The following is a 16,618-nucleotide window of genomic DNA, read 5'->3' on the forward strand; positions in this document are numbered from 1 at the left end:
GCGAATAATTATGAGCTTGTCCGATAAATTGCCGCAGACGAGCGACCGTCACGCCGCGATGCAGCGTTTCCGTTCGCGCGAAGCGTGGCACGTGATGAAGATTCTGGCCGAATTCGTCGAATCGGCGGAAGAATTGCAGGGGATCCAGCCCGCCGTCAGCATCTTCGGCAGCGCCCGCACCCCGCGAGACCACACCTATTATAAGCTGGCCGAGGAAATCGCCCGTCGTTTGTCGGATTCGGGCTTTTCGGTCATTTCCGGCGGCGGCCCCGGCATCATGGAAGCCGCCAGCAAGGGCGCCTTCTACGGCCGCAGCCCGTCGGTGGCGCTCAACATCGTGCTGCCGCACGAGCAGAAGCCGAACGAATACCAGGACCTGTCGATCAAGTTCAACCACTTCTTCCCGCGCAAGGTGATGTTCGTCAAGCACGCCATCGCCTACGTGGTGATGCCGGGCGGCTTCGGCACGCTGGACGAGATGTTCGAGGCGCTGACGCTGATCCAGACCGGCAAGAGCCGCAAGATTCCGATCATCCTGTGCGGCACCGAGTTCTGGAAAGGCCTGCTCGACTGGGTGAAGGAGCGACTGGTCGGCGACCAGCTGATCAACCCCAACGACCTCGACCTCCTGAAGCTGATCGACGATCCGCAACAGATCGTCGAGGCCATCTTCAAGCACTACGAGACGCGTGGCTTCGAGGCACTGCCGGAAGAACGCGAACAATTGCTCAATCTGTAATCTTCATGAACTCAAGGAACGCCGCCATGCGCCGCCTGCTCCCCCTCCTCCTGCTCGTGGCCGTCCCGGCCCTGGCAGACACGCCCCCCGCCAAGGCGGTGGTCCCGCCGCCGCCCACCGTGGCGACGGACGCCAACGCCGCCGTGGAACCCGAAGTCCGCATCATCCAGAAGGGCAGCGACAAGATCGAGGAATACCGCATCAACGGTCAGCTCTACATGATCAAGGTCACCCCCGCCCATGGCGTGCCGTACTACCTGATGGACGAGGAAGGCAACGGCAGCATGAGACAGATCGACTCGAACCAGCGCCTGGTAATCCCGCGCTGGGTCCTGTTCCGATTCTGACGGGGGCGGCATGTCGGTTTACACCACCGTCGACAACGACACCCTGGCACAATGGCTCGAGCGCTACGCGCTGGGCGAGCTGGTCGAGCTCAAGGGCATCGCCGCCGGCATCACCAACACCAACTACTTCGTCACCACCACGCACGGCCGCTACGTGCTGACCATCTTCGAGGTGCTGAAGCTCGACGAGCTGCCCTACTACCTCGAACTGATGAGCCACCTGGCGCGCCACGGCGTGGCCTGCCCGGCGCCGATCGCCGACCACACCGACAACTTCGCCTCGCTGCTGGCCGGCAAGCCGGCCTGCCTGGTGACCTGCCTGCCCGGCAGCGACGTGGAGGCGCCGAACGCGGCGCAGTGCCGCGCCGTGGGCGAGATGCTGGCGCAGCTGCACCTGGCCGGCGCCACCTTCCCGCGCAAGATGCACAACCCGCGCGGCCCGCGCTGGTGGAGCCAGACCGCCGCCACAGTCTACCCCTACATGGACGAGGCCGACGCCGCCAGCCTGCGCGCCGAGGTGCACTTCCAGGACAGCCACCGCTTCGACCACCTGCCCACCGGGGTGGTCCACGCCGACCTGTTCAAGGACAACGTGCTGATGAACGGCGACGCCATCGCCGGCTTCATCGACTTCTACTACGCCTGCAACGACGTGCTGCTGTACGACGTGGCGATCGCCGTCAACGACTGGGCACGCCGTCCCGACGGCGAGATCGACGGCGAGCTGGCGCGCACGCTCTTGGCCGGTTACCAGTCGATCCGCCCGTTCGAGGCCGAGGAAAAGCGCGGCTGGCCGGTGATGCTGCGCGCCGCCGCGCTGCGTTTCTGGACCTCGCGCCTGCTGGACCTGTACCAGCCCCAGGAAGGCGAACTGACCTACACCAAGGACCCCAAGGTGTTCCAGCGCCTGGTCGAAGCGCACCGCACGCGCAGCGACTTCTGGCTGTAAGCGCCCCGCACCCGGTCTCGGCGATCCCGAGCCCGGGCGCCGCCGCCAGCCCCCTGGCGGCTTCCGCCTCGTTCCGCCCCGACCCTTCTCCGCGCCCCCCGACTCCCGGCCATCACCGCACCGACACTGCGCTATACCCCGGACGATCAGCCATTGCAGCGGCTGCCGCGCGAGGCGGGACGCTCCTGTCGCCACCAGTCTGAACCCGTCGCTTGGCGCGATAACGCGCGCCGTAGCCAGCCGTGCGCTTTGTCGCGGAATGGCGGACTGATTTGCCGATATTGCGCGGCATTTCGTCGATTTCAGTCGCTTATTCGATGTCTGGCAGACGTATCGCCACGGCAAAATGGAGCGCAATAGCGGCGTCGCGGTGTTCCGCCCCGTGGCACCGAGACGCGGTGGAACGGGAGCCGAGCCGTGGCTGCATGACGAAGGAGGAGCTATGTCCGAACTGCCGTTTGTCCTTTCCCGGCGCGTCGAGCAACGCCTAGCCGCGCTGGCCGGCGGGGCCACGCTGGCTCCGATGGCGGCCGGCCCGAAATGGGTCTGCCTGCTGGTCGCCGAGGCGCCGGCACCAAGCCATGAACAACTCGCGGCGGCGCGGCCCTGGCTGGCGGCGCTGCGGCCGCTCAACGTGCCGCTGCCGGACTGGCGCGACGAGGCCGCCGCCCCGCTGGTCTGCTCGGCGCGCGACCGCGCGGGTCGGGTCGGCGCCTACGCCGGCGTGGCAAGCGACGGTGCCGTGGAAATCGTGGCGGCCCTGCCCTGCGGGCTGTGGTCGAGCGAGCCCCGCGTCTGGTGGCCGGGCTCGTACGAAATCCCGCTGCTGCGGCAACTCGACACGGTGTACGCCCCGCTGTGGCAGGCGCTGCGGTCGAACGCGTCGGGCTATCTGTGCCTGAGCCTGCTCGGCATGCGGGGCACGGCGCTGATCGCCAAGGGCGAGTTCGGCAACGAGCGGCCCTATCGCCTGCCGCACGAAATCGATACTCTGGCGCTACCCCCGGTGCGCTTCGCGGGCTCCGCGGCGGAAGCGCGGGACGCGCTGATGGCGGCGCTCGATCAGGTCAGAGCGTGCGCCGGGGTGAGCCCCGCGCATCCCTTCTACCTGTAACCCCGCTGGATTGGACTTCGCCATGCCCGCTACTCTCGACGCCTTCGACCGCAAGATTCTGGTGCTGGTGCAGCGCGACTGCTCGCTCAAGGCCGAGGCGATCGCCGCGCAACTGGGGCTGTCGACCTCCGCCGTGCAAAAGCGCCTTAAACGGCTGCGCAGCGAAAAGATCATTGCGGCGGAGATCGCGGTGCTGGACCAGGCCGTGGTCGGCCGCCCCATGACCTTCATCGCGGCGCTGGAAATCGAGCGCGACAACTACGACACGGTGGCGCGGTTTCGCGAGTGGGCGCGCCACGTCGACGCGATCCAGCAGATTTACTACGTGACCGGCTCGGCCGACCTGATCGCCATCATCACCACGCGGGACGTGGAGAGCTACGACCGGCTCACCGCCGAGGTGATGAAGGGCAACCCGATGATCCGGCGCATCACCACCAACGTGGTGCTGAATACCCTGAAAACCAGCCTGTTCGTGCCGCTCGAGGGCGCGGAAGGCTAGCCCGCGCCGCGCCCGGCACCCTCATTCCTGCCCAGCCCTTGACCCGGCGCCACCCGCCCGGAGGGAGAGACCATGCACGATAACGACCTCGACACCATCGACCGCAAGATTCTCAACGAACTGTCGCGCGACGCGCGCACCCCGGTGTCGACGCTGGCGCTGAAGGTGGGGCTGTCGCGCCAGGCCACGCGCCAGCGCATCGACCGCCTGGAGGCGCACGGCGTGATCGCGGCCTACACCATCCGCCAGAAGCGCCCGCACGGCAGCGAGACCCTGGTGCCGGCGGTGATACAGGTCTACCGCAAGGACCGCATGCGCGGCAGCGACGTCACGCGCGCCATCGCGGCGATCCCCGAGGTGACCTACTGCGCGGTGCTGAGCGGGGACATCGACCTGCTGCTGACGGTGGAGGCGCGCTCGCACGAGCGCATCAACGAGATCTGGTCGGTCATTTCCAGCCTGCCCGGGGTGGAAAACACCAAGACGCATTTCGTGCTGTCGTCTGTGGTCGACCGCCTGCACCCCTGACCTCCCCTGACGAGGCCGGGGCGCCCGCCCCCGGCCCCCTCCCGTTCCGCCGTTACAGCCGTTCCAGCGCCTGCAGCACGTCGGCCTTGATGTCGTCGATGTGCTCCACGCCGACCGCGTAACGGAGGGCGTTGAGCGGAATGCCCGACGCCGCCATCTGCTCGGGCGTCATGGTGCCGGCCCACATCGCCGCAGTGTGGATCACCAGCGAATCGACCCCGCCCAGGCTGGCGGCGTTGAGCGGCAGCTCGAGCAGCGAGACGAAGCGCTCGGCCTCGGCGTAGCCACCCCGCACCGAGAACGCCACGATGCCGCTGCCGCCGCGCATCTGCCGCCGCGCCAGCTCGTGCTGCGGGTGGCTGGCGAGCCCCGGGTAGAGCACCGATTCGATCTTGGGATGGGCTTCCAGCGTCTCGGCCAGCGCCTGGGCGTTGGCGTTGATGCGCTCGATGCGCATCGGCAGCGTGCGCAGCCCGCGCAGCAGCAGCCAGGCGTCCATCGGCGACAGCACCGAGCCCAGCGTGATGTGCGTCTTCCAGATGCGCTCGGCCTGCTCGTGGCTGCAGCAGATCACGCCGGCGGTGAGGTCGTGGTGGCCGCCCAGGTACTTGGTGGCGCTGTGCAGCACGATGTCGACGCCGAGGTCGTGCGGGCGCTGGTTGAGCGGGGTGGCGAAGGTGTTGTCGGCGATGGTCAGCACGCCGTGCTCGCGCGCGATGGCGGTGATCGCGGCGAGATCGGTCAGCGTCAGCAACGGGTTGGCCGGGGTTTCCAGCATGATGAACTTGGTGTTGGGACGGATGGCGCGGCGGAACGCCTCCGGGTCGCCCTGCTCGACGAAAGTCACCTCGACGCCGAAACGGCGCAGCATCTCGTCCATGAGGCGCGTGGTGCTCATGTAGTGGCTGGTCTGGCCGATGACGTGGTCGCCGGCCGCGACGAAGGTGAGCAGCGTGGCCGCCACCGCGCCCATGCCCGAGGCGGTGACCAGCGCGGTTTCGGTGCCTTCCAGCTCGGCCATGATCTTCTTCACGCGCTCGTGCACCGGGTTGCCGTAGCGGGTGTAGTTGCGCGGGTGCTGCGGGATTTCCGACATGTCCGCGAACTCGGCGGCGTCGGCCGCCTTGAAGGTGGCGGAATAATGGATGGACGGTGCCACGGTCTTGTCGTCGGTGACGTCGTAGTCGGCGTGCACCACCAGGGTTTCGGGCCTGTATGCCATGTTCTCTTTCTCCGTTATGCGCCGCGTCCGGCCCCTTGCCGGACGGCGGCGAGTGCCATCAGCTCAGCGCGGCTGATGGCAATTGATCCTGCGTTCGGCCAACCTCGCCAGCAGCGAGAGCAGCAGCGTGACCGCGACGTAGAGCAGGCCGGCCACGATCAGCGGATCGGTGCTGTAGCTCTGCGCCGAGAAGCGCCGCGCCACGCCGGTCATCTCCAGCACCGTGATCACGCTGGCCAGGGCGCTGGCCTTGAGCTGCGACACCACCTCGTTGCCCAGCGCCGGGGCGGCGATGCCGATGGCGCGCGGCAGGATGATGTGGAGGTAGCTGCCGAACCGGCCCATGCCGTAGGCCAGTGCCGCCTCCTTCTCGCCGTGCGGGACCCCGATGATACCGGCGCGCAGGTCTTCCGCCATATAGGCGGCGATATTCAGCGTCAGCGCCAGCAGCGCGCAGTTGAAGGCGTCGGCCAGCACGAACCACGCCGGCGAGTTGCGCACCGCCTCGAACTGGCTGAAGCCGTAGTAGAGGATGAAGATCTGCACCAACAGCGGGGTGCCGCGAAACAGCGCCGAGTAGCCGCGCGCCAGCGCCGCCACGGTGCGGTTCGGCGACACCCTGGCCACCGCCAGCGGCAGCGCCAGCAAAAAGCCCCCCAGCGAGGACAGCGCCAGCAGCTTGAGCGTGATCCACAGCCCGTCCAGCAGTTCCTGTCCGTGCTCGAACGCGAATCCCAGGTAGTCGTAAAGCATCGTCGTTCTCCTCAGCGGAAGCCCTTGTTGGCGGATTTTTCCAGCGCCCCGAACAGCGGGTTGGAGGCGGCCAGCAACAGCAGGTAGACCAGCGCCACCGCGGCGTAGAACAGGAACGGCTGCTTGGTGTACTGCGCCCCGATCTGCGCCTTGCGCAGCATGTCCTCCAGCCCCACCACCGAGATCAGCGAGGTGTCCTTGAGCAGCGACTGCCACATGTTGTTGAGACTGGGCAGCGCGGTGCGCCACGCCAGCGGCAGGCGGATGAAGCAGAACAGCTGGAAGCGGTTGAGCCCGTACGCCTGGCCGGCCTCGAGCTGGCCGCGGCCGACCTCGAGAAAGGCGCCGCGGAACACCTCGGACGAATACGCCGCGAAGATGATCGACAGCGCGAACACGCCGCCGAAGAACGGGCTGATCTCGATGGCGCCGTCGAAATGGTCGGCGAGGAAGTTGGAGAGGCCGAAGTAGAAGATCAGGATGATCAGGAACTCCGGGATGCCGCGCAGCACGTTGCTGAGCAAGGTCACCGGGTGGCGCAGCCAGGGGCTTGGCGCCAGCTTGGCCCACGCCGCCGCCAGGCCCAGCAGCAGCCCGAACAGCAGCGACGTCAGCGCCAGCTCGATGGTCACCAGCGCCCCGGCCAGGAGCTGGTTGGCGTAGTCGGCCAGATCGTTCATGGTTGTGTTCCTCGTGGTGGAAGAAAAGGCCGGCGAGCGGGCGCCGGCCCTGGCCTTACTTGGCCGCCACGGGGGCGATGCTGAACGGGAAGTACTGCTTGTTGACCGCGGCGAAGCTGCCGTTGCCGAGCACCGTGGCGATGGCCTGGTCGAAGCGCGCCTTCAGCTTGGCGTCGCCCTTGCGCACCGCCACGGCGGTGCCCTCGCCGAAGATTTCCGGGTCGGAAACCGGCTTGCCGACCAGCACGAAGCCGCCCTTGCGGCCCTCCTTGGTGATCCAGTCGAGCCCCACCGTGCTGTCCGCCAGCACCGCCTGGATGCGGCCGGCCTGCAGGTCGAGCCAGGCCTGGTCGAGGCCCTGGTAGACCTTCATCTCGATGCCCGAGCTGGCGCTGGGCAGGCGCGTCTTGAGGTAGCTCTCATGGATCGAGCCGCTTTGCACCCCCACCGTCTTGCCGCGCAGCGAAGCCGGGTTGTCGCTGATGCCGGTGAGGCCCTTGGCGACGTACTGCACCGGGGCGATGGTGAAGATGCGGCTGAAGTCGACGGTCTTGAGGCGCTCCGGGTTGACCGACATCTGCGCCAGCGCGGCGTCGATCTTGTGCGCCTTGAGCGCCGGAATCAGCGCGTCGAAGTCCATGGTCACCCACTGGCACTTGACCCGCATGTGCTGGCACATCTGCTGGCCCAGTTCGATCTCCATGCCCTTGAGCTGGCCGCTCGGGTCGCGGTATTCGAACGGGGCGTAATCGGCCAGCGTGCCGATGCGGACGACGTCCTCGGCGTGGGCGCTGGAAGTGGCGACGGCGGCGCCGATGAGCAAGGCTTGAACGATACGTTTCATGGTCTATTTCTCCGGATGTTTTACTTGTTGGACATGCTGGACAGGAACTTCTGGAAACGAGGCGACTTCTGGCTGGTAAACACCTCGTGCGGCGGGCCGTCCTCCTCCACCCGGCCCTGATGCAGGAACACCACGCGGCTCGCCACTTCGCGCGCGAAACCCATCTCGTGCGTGACCACCAGCATGGTGCGGCCGTCCTCGGCCAGCGCGCGCATCACCTTCAGCACCTCGCCCACCAGCTCCGGGTCGAGCGCCGAGGTCGGCTCGTCGAACAGCATCACGTCGGGCTCCATGGCCAGCGCGCGGGCGATGGCGACGCGCTGCTGCTGGCCGCCGGAGAGCTGGCTCGGGTAGTGGTGGCGCTTTTCCGCCAGGCCGACCTTCTCCAGCATCGCCAGCGCGGTGAGCTCGGCGTCCTTCTTGTCGATCTTCAGCACGCGCATCGGCGCGAACATCACGTTCTGCAGCACCGTCATGTGCGCCCACAGGTTGAACTGCTGGAACACCATCGCCAGCTTGCGGCGCATCTTGACGATCTGCGCCGGGTCCTCGGCGACGAAGGCGCCGCGCTTGCCGTCCTGGCGCAGGCGGATCTGCTCGCCGTTGACGCTGATGCGGCCGCAGTCCGGGGTTTCCAGGAAGTTGATGCAGCGCAGGAAGGTGCTCTTCCCGGAACCGCTGCTGCCCAGGATGCTGATCACGTCGTGCGGCTTGGCCGCCAGCGTGATGCCCTTGAGGATTTCGATGCCGCCGAAGGATTTGTGCAGGTCCTCGACCCGCAGCACCTCGCGGCTGTTGCCGTCGCTCATCGCGTACTCCTTGTGGATGCCGCGCCGCCGCCCTCCGGCGGTGCGGCGCGGGTTCAGGAACGGGGCGCCGGCTGGCGGCGCAGGCAGAACACCTTGGGCTGCGACATCTCGTGCACCGCGAAGCGCACCCCTTCGCGCCCCAGGCTGCCGTACTTGGCGCCGCCGAACGGCATGCCGTCGAAGCGGTAGTCGGAGGAGTCGTTGATCATCACGCCGCCGGCCTCGAGCGCTTCGGCCAACGTCAGCGCGGTGTCGAGATCGCGGCTGAACACCCCGGCGTGCAGGCTGCTTTCCGAGTCGTTGGCGAGCGCCACCGCCTGATCGAGGTCGGAGAACGGCACGATCGACACCACCGGGGCGAATACCTCGTCGCGCCACACGCGCGCCGTGCGCGGCACGTCGAGCAGCACCGTGGGGGCGTACAGCGCGCCGTCGCGGCGGTGCCCGGTGAGCACGCGCGCGCCCTGCCCGACCGCCTCCTCGACCCAGCCCTCGATGCGCCGCGCCTCGGCCTCGCTGATCATCGGCCCCATGTCGGCCTCCTCGTCGAGCGGGTTGCCGACGCGCAGGCGCCCGGTGGCGAGCGCGAAGCGCTCCACGAACGGCGGGTAGATCGCGGCGGCGACCAGGATGCGCTGGGTGCCGATGCAGTTCTGCCCGGCGGCCCAGAACGCGCCGGAGACGCAGCTCGCCACGGCGTCGTCGAGGTCGGCGTCGGCGGTAACGATGACCGGGGCGTTGCCGCCGAGGTCCATCGCCATCTTCTTCAGCCCGGCCTGGCGCATGATGGCCTCGCCGGTTTCCGGGCCGCCGGTGAACGAGATCATGCGGATGCGGCGGTCGGCCACCAGGCGCTCCACCAGCGCGCGCTCGCCGTGCACAATCTGCAGCGCCTGGCGCGGCAAGCCGGCGCGCCAGAACGCCTCGACCAGCCGTTGCGCCGACAGCGGCGCCAGTTTCGACGGCTTGAGGATCACCGCGTTGCCGGCGGCCAGCGCCGGGCCGAGCTTGTGCGCCACCAGGTTGAGCGGGTCGTTGAACGGCGTGATGGCGAGGATCACGCCGAGCGGCTCCAGCGTGTAATGGCCGCTGCGGTTCTCCGAGCCGGGGTAGGCGCTGAACGGGATGACTTCGCCGGCGAGGCGCTTGGCCTCCTCGGCCGACAGCCGCAGCGTGTTGACGCAGCGCGCCACTTCCTTGCGCGCCTGGCGCATCACCTTGCCGGCTTCCAGCGCGATGGTGCGGGCGAACTCCTCGGCGTGCTGCTCGACCTCGTCGGCCACGGCGCCGAGCAGGCGGGCACGCTCGTGGCGCGGCAGCGCGCGCGCGGCGTGGCGTCCGGCTTCGGCGCGCGCCACGATGGCGTCGGCGGCCTCGGCCGGGGTGAGCGCCACCTCGCCCAGCGGCGCGCCGTCGAACTTGGCGTACACCGCCAGCGCCGGCTGACGCGTGGCGGCCATGATCGGGGGTTCTGCGCGGTCCATGGTCACTCCTTGTGCGGGATGGCGAGCTCGTCGGCGAGCTCGATCAGATCGGACAGGATGGCGAAGGCGGTTTCGACGCGGCCGGCGCCCGGGCCGCTGATCGTCACCCGGCCCAGCAGGTCGGTGTCGAAGGCGATGGCGTTGGTGGCGCCGGTGGCGGCCAGCAAGGGATGGCCGGCGGGCAGGCGCTGCGGCGCGACGCTGGCGGCGAGGCGGCCGTCGGCCTGGCGCGTGGCCTGGCCGATCAGTTTCCAGGCGCCACCCTCGGCGCGCGCGGCGCGGATGTCGTCCTCGGACAGCTGGGTGATGCCCCGGCACGGCACGTCGCCCGGCTGCAGGCGGGCGTCCCACAGCGCGTTGGCGAGGATGGTGACCTTGAGCTGCACGTCGTGGCCATCGATGTCGGCCGCCGGGTTGGCCTCGGCGTAGCCCAGCCGTTGCGCCTCGCGGATCGCCTCGGCCATCGAGCGCCCCTGCTCGACCTGGCCCAGCACGAAATTGGAGGTGCCGTTGAGGATGCCGGCGAAACCGTTGAAGTCGCAGCCGCGCAGCGTGGTGGAGAGCTGGCGCAGCACCGGCGTGCCGCTCATCACCGCGCCTTCGTACTTGAGGCGGGCGCGGCCGGACTCGGCGAGCTGCTGCAGCGTGGAGAGCGCCAGCGCAATGGGGCCTTTGTTGGTGGTGACGACGTGCTTGCCGTGTGCCAGCGCGGCCTTGCAGTGCGTCAGCGCCGGCTCACCGCTGGCGGGGTCGGTGAAGGTGGCTTCCACCACCACGTCGATGAAGTCGGCGGCCAGCAGCTCGAGCGTGCGCTCCAGGGTGAGTTCGGGATGGTAGCCGCCGTCGCTGCCGGCCAGCTCGCGGAACGAGAAGCCGTTGGCCGGCACCGCGGCCAGCGCAGCGAGATCCAGCCCGCCGCGGTTCCACACCAGGCCGCCGCGCAGGTCGGTCACCGCGACGATGTTGAGCGTCAGGTCGTGCTGCCGTTGCAGCCGCGCCTGCTTCTGCCGGAGCACGTCGACCAGACCCTGGTTGACGCCGCCGTAGCCGATTAATGCCAGATTCAATTGCATCGTATTTCCCCGTCGAGTTAGTGGAACCGCAGGGAAATTCTAGGCATCCGAACGCTCGCGCACAGCTTGCTAATCGGCTGATTTAACGGGGTTTTTCAGGCAAAGCGACAAGCCGGCCTAACACTCTGTCAGGTCGGCGCCGCAACCGGGCGGAATGACCCGTGCGGGACGGCCCGGGGAGTGCGAAGGTTGGCCAAGCGGGGGCTCAGTCGCCCGCCATGTCGAGGAACTGGCTGAGGCCCTGGGTGAGGGTCTTGTCGCGGTGCACGATGCGGTGGAAGCGGCGCATCAGGCGCGGCAAGGCGGTGTCGAGTTCCACCACGCTGCCGCCCCGCAGCAGGTCGTCGATCACGCGCCGCGACAGGCAGCTCACGCCGAGCCCGGCCGCCACCGCGCGCTTGAGCGCCTCGGAGTTGCCCAGCTCCATCACCAGGTTGACGCGGCCCAGCTGCGCCAACAGCAGCCGCTCCACCTCCTCGCGCGTGCCGGAGCCGGGCTCGCGCAGCAGCCACGGCGCCGCCGCCAGCTCCTCCAGCGTCAGCTCTCGCCCCGCCAGTGGATGCGCGGCGGCGCAGAACGGCACCAGCTCGTCGTCCAGCCACGGCGTCACCACCAGCTCGGGATGGTGGCACGGCCCCTCGATGAAGCCGGCGTCGACGCGGAACGCCGCCACCGCGTCGACGATGTCGCGGGTATTGGCCACCTCCAGCTCGACCCGCGCCTGCGGGTGGGCCAGGCGGAACGCGGCGATGCGCTCCGGCAGCAGGTAATTGGCCACCGTGGTGCTGGCGCCCAGGCGCAGGTCGATGGCGCCGCCGCTGAACAGCCCCTGCAGCTCCTGCGCCTGATCGAGCAGGGCGCGCGCCCGCGGCAGCAGCAGCCGGCCGTGCTCGTTGAGCAGCAGGCGTCGGCCGACGCGGTCGAACAGCGCCGCCGCCAGCCCGCTCTCCAGCGATGCCAGCGCCTGGCTGGCGGCCGATTGGGTCATCGCCAGGGTATCGGCGGCGCGCGTCACGGTGGCGCAGTCCGCCACGGCGACGAACACCGCCAGTTCGCGCAGGGTGAGTTTGAGCGTCATGGTCGCGCCTTCTTAATCGGTTTTACTAATTGATATCAGTAATTTTATCCGTTTTACCACTGAATTGCCGAGCGCTATCGTGGCGTCACCCCCACTTATTCCATTTGACGCTATGTTTATTCCATACATCCGAAAGACGCTGCCCGGCCTGGCACTGACCCTGCTGCTGGCGACAGCGGCACTACTCCTGGCTACCCTCCCGGCACTGCAACAGCTCGGCCTGTCGGCGCTGACGCTCGCCATCGTCGGCGGCATCGCCCTGGGCAACAGCGTCTACCCGATGCTGGCGCCGCGCTGCGACAGCGGCGTGCAGCTCGCCAAGCAGCGCCTGCTGCGCCTGGGCATCGTGCTGTTCGGGCTGCGCCTGACGCTGCAGGACATCGCCGCGGTCGGCCCGGCCGGCGTCCTGATCGACGTCGTGATGCTCTCCAGCACCTTCCTGCTGGCGTGCTGGCTCGGCCCGCGCTGGTTCGGACTGGAGCGCGACAGCGCCATGCTGATCGGCGCCGGCAGCGCCATCTGCGGTGCGGCGGCGGTGCTGGCCACCGAGCCGGTGGCGCGCGGCGGGGCCGAGAAGGTGGCGGTGGCGGTGGCCACCGTGGTGGTGTTCGGCACGCTGGGCATGTTCCTCTACCCCGGGCTCTACGCGCTGGCCCAGGCGGCCGGGCTGCACGGCCTGGATAGCCGGCATTTCGGGCTGTTCGCCGGCTCGACGCTGCACGAGGTGGCGCAGGTGGTGGCGGCCGGTCGCGCGGTGAGCGAGCAGGCGGCCGAGGTGGCGGTGATCGCCAAGATGATGCGGGTGATGATGCTGGCGCCGTTCCTGCTGCTGCTGTCGGCGTTCCAGGCACGGCGCGAACGCGGCACCAGCGGCGACAACGCGCGTCGCCTCACCATTCCGTGGTTCGCGCTGGGTTTCGTCGTGCTGGCCGGCGTCAACTCGCTGGGCTGGCTGCCGTCCTCCTGGCGTGCCGGGCTGCTGCAGCTCGATACCCTGCTGCTGGCGGCAGCGATGGGCGCGCTGGGACTGCACACCCAGGTGTCGGCGATCCGCCGTGCCGGCCTCGCCCCGCTCGGGCTGGCGGCGTGCCTGTGCGGCTGGCTGATCGTCGGCGGCGCGCTGGTGAACGCCGGGGTGGGTGTGTTGCTGAAGTGAGCCTATTCCAGTAGGCGAGCGAGCCGAAACAGGTTGAGTGCCGCCGGAACACAGGAACCGGAATGGACACGGAGTCCATGAGGATCATGGCTGAGCGAATCTCTGCGTGCCAATCTTCGATTGGCTCAGCGATAGATTCGCACGCTCAGAGCACCGCCGGCACTCAAGATGTGAAGGCGCAGCCGCCTAATGAGACAGGCTCAGCCCGGCACCGCCATGCCGCGTATCACCGCCGGCCGCGCCCCGATCTCGTGGTACCAGCGCTCGACGTGGGGATAGGCGGAAAGATCGATGTCGTGCCACTCGTGGCGCGCCGCCCAGGGGTAGAGCGCCATGTCGGCGATGCTGTAGTCGCCGGCGACGTAGGGAGTTTCAGCCAGCCTGGCGTCCAGCACGCCGTACAGGCGCTGGGTTTCCTTGTGGTAGCGCTCCATGGCATACGGCACCTTTTCCGGGGCGTAGCGCAAGAAGTGGTGGGTCTGCCCCAGCATCGGCCCGAAGCCGCCCATCTGGAACATCAGCCACTGCAGCGCCTGGTAGCGCGCAAAGCCCGAGGCGGGCAGGAAGCGGCCGTGCTTCTCCGCCAGGTAGATCATGATGGCGCCGGACTCGAACACGGTGATCGGACCGCCTTCCGGGCCGTTGCTGTCGACGATGGCCGGGATCTTGCCGTTGGGGTTGACCGCCAGGAAGGCCGGGGAGAACTGGTCGCCCTGGCCGATGTCGATCGGCTCCACCCGGTAGCCCAGACCCAGCTCTTCCAGCAGGATCGAGACTTTTCTTCCATTGGGCGTGCCCCAGGTATACAACGTGATCATGAATGCTCCTTGCCGGGCGGCGCTGTCGGTTACAATGCCGCGCTAACGATCACGCTAGGATACCGCGAATGAGTCACTTTTCCTCTACGGTGGTGCACGCCTTCCTCACCGACCTGCAGGACCGCATCTGCACCGCGCTGCAAACGGCCGACGGCGGCGCGTCGTTCGTCGAGGACAGCTGGCAGCGCGAGCAGGGCGGCGGCGGCAGGAGCCGCGTGCTGACCGGCGGCGCGGTGTTCGAGCAGGCCGGCGTCAACTTCTCGCACGTCACCGGCGACACCCTGCCGCCCTCGGCCACTGCGCACCGTCCGGAGCTGGCGGGACGGCGCTGGGAGGCGATGGGCGTGTCGCTGGTGGTGCATCCGGAGAACCCCTACGTCCCCACCAGCCACGCCAACGTGCGCTTCTTCATCGCCGAGAAGGAAGGCGAGGCGCCGGTGTGGTGGTTCGGCGGCGGCTTCGACCTGACGCCGTTCTACGGCTTCGAGGAGGATGCGCGCCACTGGCACCACGTGGCGCACGACCTGTGCCAGCCGTTCGGCGCCGAGGTCTATCCAAGGTACAAGCAGTGGTGCGACGAGTACTTCTTCCTCAAGCACCGCCACGAGGCGCGCGGCGTCGGCGGCCTGTTCTTCGACGACCTCAACGCCTGGGGCTTCGAACAGAGCTTCGCCTTCCTGCAGGCGGTGGGCAACGGCTACCTCGACGCCTACCTGCCGATCGTGGCGCGGCGCAAGGACACGCCGTGGGGCGAGCGCGAGCGCCAGTTCCAGCTCTACCGGCGCGGGCGCTACGTCGAGTTCAACCTGGTGTGGGACCGCGGCACGCTGTTCGGCCTGCAGTCGGGCGGGCGCACCGAGTCGATCCTGATGTCGATGCCGCCGCTGGTGCGCTGGGAATACGGCTACCAGCCCGAAGCGGGCTCGCCCGAAGCGGAGCTGTACGAGAAGTTTTTGCCGGCGCGCGACTGGCTGTAATCCCCTCTCACTCCAGCGCGTCGAGCGGCAGCGGCGCGCCGGTCTTGACCGGGCGGATGGCGAAGTTGCTGGTCATGTCCTGCACCATGCTCAGCGTCTGCAGCTTGCGCACCACGCGCTCGTAGCCCGGCAGGTCCGGCACCACCACTTCCAGCAGGTAATCGTAGGCGCCCGACACCACGTGGCAGCTGATCACCTCGTCCATCAGCGACAGCGCCTCCTCGAACAGGCGCGAGGCATCCTCGCGGTGGTGCATCAGGCGCACGCTGACGAACACCGTGGTGGCGAGCTTGAGGCGGCGGCGGTCCAGCACCGCGCGGTAGCCGCTGATGATGCCGTCCTCCTCCAGCCGCTTGAGCCGGCGCGCCACCGGGGTCGGCGACAGCGCCACGCGCTCGGCCAGTTCGGCGGTGCTGAGCCGCCCCTCGCGTTGCAGCAGTTCCAGCAGTTGCCGGTCGATGCGGTCCATGGCCATGCCCCAATTGGTCGAATCGACCAACTATAGCGTTTTTTACGCCGACTTCCACCAATAAATACGCCAACCTTGTCGCATATTGCCGGATAACCCTCCGCTGGCGCGCCGATAATCGGCTTATTCCCCTTCCGGAGCCGTGCCATGTCCGCCGCCACCCTCGTCCTGCCCACCGCCGCCCCACGTTCCGGCCTCGTCGCCGGCCTCGCCGCGCTGGCGGTGACCGTGCTGATCTGGTCCAGCTTCTTCGTGTCGCTGCGTGCCGGCGCGCGTGCCCAGCTGCGCCCCGAGGAACTGGCGCTGATCCGCTTCGCCCCGGCCGGGCTCGGCTTCCTGCCGCTGCTGGTGCGGCGCTGGCGCCGCATCGCGGCGGTGCCGTGGCCGCTGCTGGCGTCGATCCTGGTGGGGGCCGGGCTGCCCTACTTCCTGATCGCCGGCCTCGGCATGCGCCACGCCCCGGTGGCCGACGGCAGCACGCTGATTCCCGGCACCCTGCCGCTGCTGGTCGCCGTGCTGGGCGCGCTGCTCTATCGCCAGCGCCCGCCAGCGGCGCGGCTGCCGGCCTTGCTGCTGATCGGCGCCGGGGTGCTGGTGCTGATGACGCTCAACCACGGCCAGGGCGAGTTGGGCCGGGGTTACGCGCTGTTCCTGCTGGGCAGCCTGATGTGGGCCAACTACACGCTGGCGCTGCGCCGCTCCGGGCTGTCGCCGCTGGAAGGCGCGGCGCTGATCTCGACCGGCTCGCTGGCGCTGCTGCTGCCGTGGCTGCTGCTGCATCCCCCGCTCGGGCTGCTGACCCTCCCGGCGAGCCAGCTGGCGCTGCAGGGGCTGATCCAGGGGCTGGGGGTGGGGCTGGTCTCGACGCTGTGCTACGCCATCGCCATCTCGCGCCTCGGCGCCGACACCGCCGCCGCGGCCGGTGCGCTGACCCCGGTGCTGGCCTCGCTGCTGGCGCTGCCGCTGTTCGGCGAAATGCCGGGCGCGGGCTCGCTGCTCGGCATGGCGCTGATCGTGGCGGGCGTGGTCGGCGCCAGCCGGCCGCTGCCGCCGCGGCGCTAGCCCGCCGATCTCGG

At 68.8% G+C, this 16,618-nt stretch carries 19 protein-coding genes; 9 read left to right on the forward strand and 10 right to left on the reverse strand.

What is annotated here, in order from left to right:
• Window positions 1–10: 10 nt before the first annotated feature.
• From NH8B_RS18165 to NH8B_RS18190, 6 genes are all read left to right on the forward strand, one after another.
• A complete protein-coding gene (locus NH8B_RS18165) occupies window positions 11–739 on the forward strand; it encodes an LOG family protein (protein WP_008952207.1) in 729 nt (242 codons plus the stop codon).
• A 26-nt stretch (window positions 740–765) separates the two neighbouring features.
• Complete coding sequence (locus NH8B_RS18170) at window positions 766–1,086, forward strand: DUF2782 domain-containing protein (protein WP_014088555.1); 321 nt, start codon at window positions 766–768, stop codon at window positions 1,084–1,086.
• A gap of 10 nt (window positions 1,087–1,096) precedes the next feature.
• Window positions 1,097–2,035: a homoserine kinase gene (locus NH8B_RS18175; protein ID WP_014088556.1), complete on the forward strand. Its 939-nt coding sequence runs from the start codon at window positions 1,097–1,099 to the stop codon at window positions 2,033–2,035.
• Window positions 2,036–2,417: 382 nt separating this feature from the next.
• Window positions 2,418–3,149 (forward strand): hypothetical protein, encoded by a 732-nt coding sequence (locus NH8B_RS18180; protein ID WP_232503500.1) that lies wholly within the window; start codon window positions 2,418–2,420, stop codon window positions 3,147–3,149.
• A gap of 22 nt (window positions 3,150–3,171) precedes the next feature.
• Window positions 3,172–3,651 (forward strand): Lrp/AsnC family transcriptional regulator, encoded by a 480-nt coding sequence (locus NH8B_RS18185; RefSeq protein WP_014088558.1) that lies wholly within the window; start codon window positions 3,172–3,174, stop codon window positions 3,649–3,651.
• A 72-nt stretch (window positions 3,652–3,723) separates the two neighbouring features.
• Complete coding sequence (locus tag NH8B_RS18190; protein WP_014088559.1) at window positions 3,724–4,179, forward strand: Lrp/AsnC family transcriptional regulator; 456 nt, start codon at window positions 3,724–3,726, stop codon at window positions 4,177–4,179.
• 52 nt (window positions 4,180–4,231) lie between these two features.
• On the opposite strand, the gene NH8B_RS18195 is transcribed toward NH8B_RS18190, so the two are convergent.
• From NH8B_RS18195 to NH8B_RS18230, 8 genes are all read right to left on the reverse strand, one after another.
• Window positions 4,232–5,401 (reverse strand): trans-sulfuration enzyme family protein, encoded by a 1,170-nt coding sequence (locus NH8B_RS18195; protein ID WP_014088560.1) that lies wholly within the window; start codon window positions 5,399–5,401, stop codon window positions 4,232–4,234.
• 63 nt (window positions 5,402–5,464) lie between these two features.
• Window positions 5,465–6,154 (reverse strand): ABC transporter permease, encoded by a 690-nt coding sequence (locus NH8B_RS18200; RefSeq protein ID WP_014088561.1) that lies wholly within the window; start codon window positions 6,152–6,154, stop codon window positions 5,465–5,467.
• 11 nt (window positions 6,155–6,165) lie between these two features.
• Window positions 6,166–6,834, reverse strand: a complete 669-nt coding sequence (locus NH8B_RS18205; protein WP_008952199.1) for an ABC transporter permease subunit — start codon at window positions 6,832–6,834, stop codon at window positions 6,166–6,168.
• Between the two features lie 55 nt (window positions 6,835–6,889).
• Window positions 6,890–7,678 (reverse strand): transporter substrate-binding domain-containing protein, encoded by a 789-nt coding sequence (locus tag NH8B_RS18210; RefSeq protein WP_014088562.1) that lies wholly within the window; start codon window positions 7,676–7,678, stop codon window positions 6,890–6,892.
• A 20-nt stretch (window positions 7,679–7,698) separates the two neighbouring features.
• Window positions 7,699–8,487: an ABC transporter ATP-binding protein gene (locus NH8B_RS18215; protein WP_014088563.1), complete on the reverse strand. Its 789-nt coding sequence runs from the start codon at window positions 8,485–8,487 to the stop codon at window positions 7,699–7,701.
• A gap of 53 nt (window positions 8,488–8,540) precedes the next feature.
• A complete protein-coding gene (locus tag NH8B_RS18220) occupies window positions 8,541–9,971 on the reverse strand; it encodes an aldehyde dehydrogenase family protein (RefSeq protein WP_148283003.1) in 1,431 nt (476 codons plus the stop codon).
• Between the two features lie 2 nt (window positions 9,972–9,973).
• Entirely contained in the window at window positions 9,974–11,044 is a 1,071-nt protein-coding gene (locus NH8B_RS18225; protein WP_014088565.1) for a homoserine dehydrogenase, read from the reverse strand.
• Between the two features lie 205 nt (window positions 11,045–11,249).
• Window positions 11,250–12,122, reverse strand: a complete 873-nt coding sequence (locus tag NH8B_RS18230) for a LysR family transcriptional regulator (RefSeq protein ID WP_014088566.1) — start codon at window positions 12,120–12,122, stop codon at window positions 11,250–11,252.
• A 112-nt stretch (window positions 12,123–12,234) separates the two neighbouring features.
• On the opposite strand from NH8B_RS18230, the gene NH8B_RS18235 reads away from it, so the two are divergent.
• Window positions 12,235–13,278, forward strand: a complete 1,044-nt coding sequence (locus NH8B_RS18235) for a YeiH family protein (RefSeq protein ID WP_014088567.1) — start codon at window positions 12,235–12,237, stop codon at window positions 13,276–13,278.
• A gap of 200 nt (window positions 13,279–13,478) precedes the next feature.
• Here the strand turns inward: NH8B_RS18235 and NH8B_RS18240 are convergent, their stop codons facing one another.
• A complete protein-coding gene (locus NH8B_RS18240; protein WP_014088568.1) occupies window positions 13,479–14,096 on the reverse strand; it encodes a glutathione S-transferase N-terminal domain-containing protein in 618 nt (205 codons plus the stop codon).
• Between the two features lie 68 nt (window positions 14,097–14,164).
• Here NH8B_RS18240 and hemF point away from each other — a divergent pair, with 68 nt between their 5' ends.
• Window positions 14,165–15,073, forward strand: a complete 909-nt coding sequence (gene hemF, locus NH8B_RS18245; protein ID WP_014088569.1) for an oxygen-dependent coproporphyrinogen oxidase — start codon at window positions 14,165–14,167, stop codon at window positions 15,071–15,073.
• Window positions 15,074–15,080: 7 nt separating this feature from the next.
• On the opposite strand, the gene NH8B_RS18250 is transcribed toward hemF, so the two are convergent.
• On the reverse strand, window positions 15,081–15,542 hold the full coding sequence (locus tag NH8B_RS18250; RefSeq protein ID WP_041703637.1) for an Lrp/AsnC family transcriptional regulator: 462 nt from the start codon (window positions 15,540–15,542) through the stop codon (window positions 15,081–15,083).
• Window positions 15,543–15,689: 147 nt separating this feature from the next.
• Between NH8B_RS18250 and NH8B_RS18255 the strand changes: the two genes are divergently transcribed.
• Entirely contained in the window at window positions 15,690–16,604 is a 915-nt protein-coding gene (locus NH8B_RS18255) for a DMT family transporter (protein WP_014088571.1), read from the forward strand.
• The last annotated feature ends 14 nt before the right edge of the window (window positions 16,605–16,618 follow it).

The organism is Pseudogulbenkiania sp. NH8B, assembly GCF_000283535.1.
Taxonomy (GTDB): Bacteria; Pseudomonadota; Gammaproteobacteria; order Burkholderiales; family Chromobacteriaceae; genus Pseudogulbenkiania; species Pseudogulbenkiania ferrooxidans.